This window comes from Rubrimonas sp., from assembly GCF_036788415.1.
Lineage (GTDB): Bacteria > Pseudomonadota > Alphaproteobacteria > Rhodobacterales > Rhodobacteraceae > Rubrimonas.
On record NZ_DAIQNN010000129.1, the window covers coordinates 1 to 6293 of the forward strand.

Annotated in this window: 11 protein-coding genes and 2 pseudogenes; 4 read left to right on the plus strand and 9 right to left on the minus strand. The window is 70.0% G+C overall.

Annotation, left to right across the window (positions count from 1 at the left end; all coding sequences use genetic code 11):
* The first annotated feature begins 14 nt into the window (after positions 1-14).
* Positions 15-176, plus strand: coding sequence for a HigA family addiction module antitoxin (locus tag V7Q31_RS16700; protein ID WP_333835001.1), 162 nt, complete (start codon positions 15-17; stop codon positions 174-176).
* On the opposite strand, the gene V7Q31_RS16705 is transcribed toward V7Q31_RS16700, so the two are convergent.
* The 7 genes and pseudogenes from V7Q31_RS16705 to V7Q31_RS16735 form a co-directional block, all read right to left on the minus strand.
* Positions 147-386 carry a DUF7697 family protein gene (locus tag V7Q31_RS16705; protein ID WP_333834991.1) on the minus strand — a complete coding sequence of 80 codons (240 nt, stop codon included), beginning with the start codon at positions 384-386 and terminating at the stop codon, positions 147-149. The genes V7Q31_RS16700 and V7Q31_RS16705 overlap by 30 nt on opposite strands.
* A 2-nt stretch (positions 387-388) precedes the next feature.
* Positions 389-826 (minus strand): hypothetical protein, encoded by a 438-nt coding sequence (locus tag V7Q31_RS16710; protein WP_333834992.1) that lies wholly within the window; start codon positions 824-826, stop codon positions 389-391.
* Positions 827-828: 2 nt separating this feature from the next.
* A pseudogene (locus tag V7Q31_RS16715) lies at positions 829-1770 on the minus strand (phage tail tube protein).
* Between the two features lie 24 nt (positions 1771-1794).
* Positions 1795-2214 (minus strand): acyl-CoA transferase, encoded by a 420-nt coding sequence (locus V7Q31_RS16720; protein ID WP_333834993.1) that lies wholly within the window; start codon positions 2212-2214, stop codon positions 1795-1797.
* Between the two features lie 26 nt (positions 2215-2240).
* Entirely contained in the window at positions 2241-2582 is a 342-nt protein-coding gene (locus V7Q31_RS16725) for a type II toxin-antitoxin system RelE/ParE family toxin (protein WP_333834994.1), read from the minus strand.
* The gene (locus V7Q31_RS16730; protein ID WP_333834995.1) at positions 2582-2839 is read right to left on the minus strand and encodes a type II toxin-antitoxin system ParD family antitoxin; all 258 of its coding nucleotides are present in this window, start codon (positions 2837-2839) and stop codon (positions 2582-2584) included. The genes V7Q31_RS16725 and V7Q31_RS16730 overlap by 1 nt, the downstream gene beginning before the upstream one ends.
* 68 nt (positions 2840-2907) lie before the next feature.
* Positions 2908-3549: pseudogene (locus V7Q31_RS16735) on the minus strand (DUF6441 family protein); the annotation flags it as partial.
* A 260-nt stretch (positions 3550-3809) separates the two neighbouring features.
* On the opposite strand from V7Q31_RS16735, the gene V7Q31_RS16740 reads away from it, so the two are divergent.
* The 3 genes from V7Q31_RS16740 to V7Q31_RS16750 are packed head-to-tail and all read left to right on the plus strand — an operon-like array spanning position 3810 to position 5665.
* The gene (locus V7Q31_RS16740) at positions 3810-3971 is read left to right on the plus strand and encodes a hypothetical protein (protein ID WP_333834996.1); all 162 of its coding nucleotides are present in this window, start codon (positions 3810-3812) and stop codon (positions 3969-3971) included.
* On the plus strand, positions 3958-4992 hold the full coding sequence (locus V7Q31_RS16745) for a phage late control D family protein (RefSeq protein ID WP_333834997.1): 1035 nt from the start codon (positions 3958-3960) through the stop codon (positions 4990-4992). The genes V7Q31_RS16740 and V7Q31_RS16745 overlap by 14 nt, the downstream gene beginning before the upstream one ends.
* 16 nt (positions 4993-5008) lie before the next feature.
* Positions 5009-5665 (plus strand): phage baseplate assembly protein V, encoded by a 657-nt coding sequence (locus V7Q31_RS16750; protein ID WP_333834998.1) that lies wholly within the window; start codon positions 5009-5011, stop codon positions 5663-5665.
* Between the two features lie 164 nt (positions 5666-5829).
* Here V7Q31_RS16750 and V7Q31_RS16755 read toward each other — a convergent pair whose 3' ends face one another.
* Complete coding sequence (locus tag V7Q31_RS16755) at positions 5830-6042, minus strand: head-tail joining protein (protein ID WP_333834999.1); 213 nt, start codon at positions 6040-6042, stop codon at positions 5830-5832.
* A gap of 57 nt (positions 6043-6099) precedes the next feature.
* The coding region (locus tag V7Q31_RS16760; protein ID WP_333835000.1) for a major capsid protein at positions 6100-6293 on the minus strand (194 nt) is incomplete at its 5' end.

A 6293-nucleotide genomic window follows, 5' to 3' on the forward strand; every position in this document is an offset into this window, starting at 1 on the left:
GCATCGAGCGGCTGGTGAAGGGCGAGACCGGCGTGACCGCCGACACGGCCATGCGACTCGCGCGGTTCTTCGGGACGACGCCGGAGTACTGGATGAATCTGCAGCGAGGCTGGGACCTCGCACGGGCGCGCGAGGCGATCGACGTCTCAGACATCACGCCCCTCGCCGCCGCCTGAAGCGATCTGCTGGTTCAGCTTGCGGACCATCACCGCCTCGATGACGGGCAGCAGTTCCGCCGCGGCGCGCGCGGGCACGCCGAGCGCCTGGGCCATGGCAAGCGCTGCATTCATGTCCCAGCCGAGCACGGCGCCGGGAATGGCGCGCAGCTGGCCGCCGAGCCGCTGGGCGAGGTCCCAGACCTGCCAGCCCTCATGCGTCAGGGGCATATTCACCCGCGCGGGGCAGTCCCGGCACGGGCCTTCGCAGGTCTCGCAGTAGCGCTCGCCCCCGCCGTAGACCCAGTCGGCGAGGGCGCGGAGGCGTTTTTTTCCTGCTCGAGCGCCAACCCCTTCGCGACGTAGGCGAGCTGGAACGCCTCGAAGAGCGGCCAGACGTCGAGCAGCGCGTCGACGGCCTCGGGGCTTGGGTCGATGGGGTTGCCGTCGGCGTCGCCGATGCCCTCCCAGCCGAGCACCGCCCGCCGCGCGAGAGCCTTGGCGAAGGCGACCGCGCGCTCCTCGTCGGAGGCGTCCTCGGGCACCGCCTCGACAACCGGATCGCTGCGCGTCGCGACCATCAGGGCGGTCGTCAGCGGGCGCAGCTGCACCCGGACGCCGGGCGCGAGGTCATGCCAGCGCGGCGCGTTGGTCAGGTCGAGCGTCAGCATTCTCAATACACCTCGATGTCGTTGATCAGGGTGGCGGTGCACATCCGGCCGACGACGCTGTCGCGGGCGGCCTGCCAGTCGAAGGTGGCCTGCACGCCCTGCGGCCCGGAGATCTCGATGCGCGGGCGCGGCAGGTAAACGGCGTGCACGGTGAAGGTGAAGCTCGCGCCGGACGGCAGGACGTAGGCGAATTCCATCTCGCAGGCCTCGCCATTGATCGCCTGCGTCACCAGCGTCTGGTCGGCGAAGCGCACCTCGATCCGGCCCGTCAGCGCGGCGATGGACGGGTCCGCACCGTCGATGCGGCCGTCCGAGCGGATGGTCTCGATCCGGTCGAGGTTGTTGGCGTAGGTGATTTCGGCCGAGACCACGTTGCCGAGCGCGGAGCCGTTGCGCGTGATCGCGCCGTTGAAATGGCCGAAGCGCTTCAGTTCCAGCGCGGCGGGCGTCCCGGCGCTGGTGGTGGTGCCCACCGTCTCGCCCTGAGCCACCAGCCGCGCCGTTGCCGTCAGCAAGCCGGAGCGCTGCATCTGCCAGGTGATCTGGTCGAGCACGCAGCCCGAATACATCGCATATCGCGGCACCTCCGGCATGCCGGTCTCGATCGACATCGAGGGCAGCGTCCAGAACCCCGACTGGAACTCGTGACTGTACGGGGCTTCCGCACCCGTTGTCGTCGGCGCGCCGAACGTCGCTTACAGCCAGAAGCCAAGTGCCTCCGCGTCGAGCGGCACGACGACGTCGCCATCGGCCGTCACCGCGTCCTTGATCGGCGCCAGCGGATCGCGACCGTAGCCGAGAAGCTCCGAGTTCAGCAACGGCTGCTCGGCGCCGAGCGAGGCACTGGCGAAGGGGACGCGCCGCCAGCCGCCCGCAGGCGGCGCGCCATACGCAGTCTCGAAGGCGAGCGCCATCTGCGCCCGCGCGCCTTGGGAGCGTGCCATGGTTTTCTCCTCGGGTTGTCGGGATCAGCCGAGCGGATCGGCGGTGGTGTAGTGCAGGACGATCGGGATCACCGCCGCCTTCAGGCTCGCCGCGCCCTCGAGCGGCAGATCGACGGGTCGCGGGGCTTCCGCTTCGACCCAGTCGCAGAGCCCACCCAGCGTGCGGTCGGCGGCGAGCGCCGCGCCGATGCTGGCGATCAGCGTGTCGAAGGCGGCGTCAAGATCGGCCGCCTGCGCGACAGCCTCGATCTCGGCGCGATGCTGATAGTGGTAGCGCAGCGGCGAAAGCGTCGCCTCGGGCTCCCCCGGCTCGCCGTCGCGCAAGATCAGCAGGCCCTCGGCGGGCACGCGCTCGGGCAGGACCTCGCCGCGCAGAGCCGTGGCGGGCAGCGCCGAGAGCCGCGCATGCAGCGCGGCGAGGATGGTTTCGCGGGAGGTTGGCATGGGTCTTGCCGCAGTTGGCCTGAGTTTCAGCGCCTGCGCGCGCCCTCGTCTCCGAGCCGCGCCAGCTTGCCGGGCAAGTCGGATCGCGCGTGCAGGAAATCGATGACGATCACGGCGTCAGGGTTGTCGACGAACACGATGAAGTGCCGCCCGCAGCGGGTGAGACGGAAGTCTTCGGGCAGGTCCGGATCGATCAAACTGCGGCAGCTCTCTGAGGACTCCACGCTTTCGGCGACCGCCTGGCAGCGCGCGATCAGGTCCGTCTCGTAAGCCCTCGCCTGCCGCGGCCCGGACGTTTCGATGGTCCAGCGTGCGATATCGACGAGGGACCGCTCGGCCCGCCGGGTGAGCCGCCAGGACTTGGGCATCAGCCGTCGCCGCGCGCTCTCGCGAATGCGCGGCGAACGACGTCTTCGCCAGAGCCTTCGGCGAGGTCGCCCGCGCGCGCCTCGGCGAGCCCGGCCGACAGCCGGTCGCGGATGTCGGCGAGTTCGGCCTCCTCGCGCTCGAGAAGCCGCAGCCCGGCGCGCAGGGCCTCGCTCGCGTTCTGGTAGCGCCCGGAGGCGACGAGCCGGTCGACGAGCGCCGACTGCGATTCGGTCAGGACGACGTTCCGCGTGGCCATGTCACCCTCCGTTCCTGCCATGGCAGAATATGCCAATCCGGAGGCGCGACCAAGGCATATCCCGCGGACAGCTTCGCGCCGAGCCAGTTCTCCAAGATCAGCCCCGGCACGCTGTCATGCGCCCGCTCGGCATCTCGCGCGATGTCCAGCCGTTTCGGCAGCTTGACCTGCGGCACCAGCAGGAAGATCGGCACGGTGGCGACACCGCGCCCGGTCTTCGATCGCGACGCCCGCGCCCGCCCACGGCTGTCGATCCGGCTTTCGGCCACGAGCAGGCTCGGGCCGGCTTGGCGATAGACGAACCGCAGCCGCAGCCCGCTCCGACGCTCCCATTCGCCGGGGGTGATCCGCCCACCGCGCAGCCCGTGCCAAGCGGCTGGCGTCGGGATCGCGAGCCAGAACCCGTTCCGCGAACGGATCAGTGGGCCGGTGTCATGCGCCCCGACGATCACCGGCGCCTTCGACCAGACCAGCGCCGCCGCGTTCAGGCTCGGCCGGTTCGCCGGGTAGACCTGCGCGCGGATGCTGTTGGCGAGCCGCTGGCCGAGCCCCGCGCCGGTGATCTGGCCGCGCCAGGCGGTCTTGAGCCCGGTGCTCGCCTCGCGCATGGCGGCGGTCACCGCGCGCTCGCCCGCGGCGATCTCCGCCGTCATCATGGCGACGAGGTCGGGCGCGATATCGAGCGTGAGCTTTGCAATTCCTCCACTCATCGAGTCGCGCTCCCTCTCGGGTATCGGTTCGACATGCGGGAGAGGCTCGCCGCCTTTCCATCCTGGCGCCGTCCTCTCGCGCGAGATTTTCGCCCCGACCGGCTTTACGGGCTCGAACCGTATCGCCACGGCTCCGGCCGCGGCGACGCGAAGGTGAGCGGCGCAAGACACGGGGCGCTGATCTTTCGGAGGACGGGGAGGACCTCCTTCGGCTGGCGCGACCGAGCCCGCGAGACTAGTCTGCTCGTCGGAGGTGCATGATGCCGATCATCATCGACGACATCGGCGGCTCGGCCGAGCGGCCGCCGCGGCCGCCGAGCGCTCCGCACGGTGACAAGGCGGCTCCCGAAGCCGCGGCCCTTCGCACGCTCGAATTGATCGCGCTCGCTCGCGAACGGGACGCTCGACTTGCGCCGCCCTGAAGCGCCTCTGCTCGCGGCGGCGCGGCCCGTCATCCTCGTCGACGGCCGCCGTCGCAGTGACGTCGAAGCAGCGCTCCTGGTCATGGACATGCGCCTGCCACGCCACGGCATTGCTCACGCCGAGCTGAGGCTGCTGGCCGCCCCTGCGCGCGGCGTTTTTCCCTTCGCCGACATCGCGCATGGCGCGCGGCTCGCAGTTGCCTACGACACGGCGGGATCGGCGCCGGTGTTCGAGGGAGAGGTTACGGCGGTCGAAATCCGCATGAGCGACGGCCCCCCGGAGCTCTCCCTGCTGGCCGAGGATCCGCTGCACCGTCTCGCCCGCGAGATGACCCCGCGCAGCTTCACGGACGTCCGGGCCGACGACGTCGTAGCCGCGCTCGCGCATTCCGCAGGTCTGCAGGCCGATACGACGCTCGGCGGGCCCGTCGAGACTTTCGTAAAGGGCGCCGAGAGCGATTTGGCTTTCCTCCTTCGGATGATTTCGGGACGTGGCGCGACGCTGCGCGTGGAGAGGGGCCGGGTGCGCGCCGGATCCGAGGCGACCGATCCGGCGCCGCTCACGATCGACGCAAGGGCGCTGAGAGAGCTTCGCGTCATCGCCGACCTCAACTGGCTCCCTGGCGCAACGACGGTGCGGGGCTGGAACTTGGCCGAGGCTGTCTCGGTCGAGGCAACGGCCGCGCCTGCGCCCGCACGGCAGCCGCAGCTGCAGAGCGGCGCAGCCTTGGCCGAGCAACTCGGCTGGGGGGCGAACTATATCCTGCCTCGCGACTTCGTCGACGCGATGGAAGCGGACGCGATCGGCGATGCGCACGTCACCGCTGCGGCCGATCGCTTCCTGCATGGCGAGATCGTCGGCTCCGAGCGCAAGCTGGTTCCGGGCGCAGCGGTAGAGATCGCCGGCATCGACCCTCGTTTCGGCGGTCTCTACAGAGTCGGCGACTGCCGTCACCGATTCTCCATCAGTGACGGCTTTGTCGTGCGGGCCAGGATCTCGCGGCCGGACTGGCGCCCATGACAGCGGAGGCAGACCGATGAAGCCCGAAACGCCCGCTTGGACCTCCGGCATCCACCTCGCGCAGGTTGTCGACGACTCGGATCCGCAGAGCCTCAATCGCATCCGGGTTCACCTGATCGGCCTCGGATTGACCCTCTGGGCGCCAGTGCTCATTCCCGGCGGAGGCGCAGGCTACGGCGTGGCGCTGGGCCCGAAGACAGGCGAGACTGTCGCCGTGGCCTTCGCCGGAGGCGACCCCGCACACCCTCTCGTTCTCGGAGCCCTGTGGTCCGGCGCCCGCGCCCGACCGGAGGCTGCGGGCAAGCCCGACGAGAGCTATGCGATCGTCTCGCCTGGAGGGGCGGTCATACGGGTCGAGGAGACCGGGGACGCCGGCGAGCCCTCCATCGTCATAGCCGCCAATCACCGGACACGGATTCGCATCGAGGCGGGCGGCGGCGGGAACGTCCGGATCGACCATGCGAACGGCTCGATCAGCGTCGACCCCGATGGCGTCACCGTGAACAGCGATGCGGCCGTCTCCGTCTCAAGCCCGACAGTCAAGATTTCCGCGAGCACCGTGACGATCGAGGCGGCCGTCATTAAGGCCACCGGTGTCGTGCAGTGCGAGACCCTCGTCGCCAACACCGTGGTGGCCGCCAGCTACACGCCCGGTTCGGGCAATATCTTGTAGGCGTCGCTTCCTCGCAGTGAGGCGGTGTAGCCGGCGACGAAGATCCCTGTATCGGGTGACGGCGATGGGCCGCTGAACACCCGCGGGAAACGCGGAAAAAGGAGTGCGCCTGCGCCGAGTCGACGCGCAGACGACGAGATCGGGCGCGTTGTCGAGGCCGAGCTTCATGCGGGCCGAGCCTCGACGGTCCAGACCAGCCGCTCCCGATCGCGGACCGGCTCGCCCTGCACGACGAAGCTCTCCTCGCCTAGCCTGATCGTGTCGCCCGGCCGGGGCGAGGGGACCTCGCTCACGCGGATGTCGAACAGCGCCGTCTCGGACCAGAGGCGAGCCTCGGCGAAGGTCGCGATGGTGTCGGGGCGGCGTGTAGATCGCATCCGCACCGACGCTGGGGTCAGCGAACAACGCGTCGAGCGCCGCGGCGAGCGCTGTCGTCACGTCCGCCTCGCCTTCCGCAGCACCTGCGGGCGGGTGCAGATCGGCAGCGGGTTGCTCTCGATCTCGATGCGCACCCACTCGTCGCGGTCCCGGTCGGGGATGGTGCGGGCGTAGATGTTGATCGGCGCGCAATAAGGGGCCTGACTCACTCTTGATGCATTTTGGGATTCTGACGGCGGCGTATCCCTTT

What these genes read in the sequence shown, in the direction of transcription:
- V7Q31_RS16710 (WP_333834992.1), bottom strand. Translation starts at nt 826, where the DNA reads ATGCTGACGCTCGACCTGACCAACGCGCCGCGCTGGCATGACCTCGCG.
- V7Q31_RS16730 (WP_333834995.1), bottom strand. Translation starts at nt 2,839, where the DNA reads ATGGCCACGCGGAACGTCGTCCTGACCGAATCGCAGTCGGCGCTCGTC.
- V7Q31_RS16740 (WP_333834996.1), top strand. Translation starts at nt 3,810, where the DNA reads ATGCCGATCATCATCGACGACATCGGCGGCTCGGCCGAGCGGCCGCCG.
- V7Q31_RS16720 (WP_333834993.1), bottom strand. Translation starts at nt 2,214, where the DNA reads ATGCCAACCTCCCGCGAAACCATCCTCGCCGCGCTGCATGCGCGGCTC.
- V7Q31_RS16725 (WP_333834994.1), bottom strand. Translation starts at nt 2,582, where the DNA reads ATGCCCAAGTCCTGGCGGCTCACCCGGCGGGCCGAGCGGTCCCTCGTC.
- V7Q31_RS16705 (WP_333834991.1), bottom strand. Translation starts at nt 386, where the DNA reads ATGCCCCTGACGCATGAGGGCTGGCAGGTCTGGGACCTCGCCCAGCGG.
- V7Q31_RS16755 (WP_333834999.1), bottom strand. Translation starts at nt 6,042, where the DNA reads ATGCGATCTACACGCCGCCCCGACACCATCGCGACCTTCGCCGAGGCT.
- V7Q31_RS16750 (WP_333834998.1), top strand. Translation starts at nt 5,009, where the DNA reads ATGAAGCCCGAAACGCCCGCTTGGACCTCCGGCATCCACCTCGCGCAG.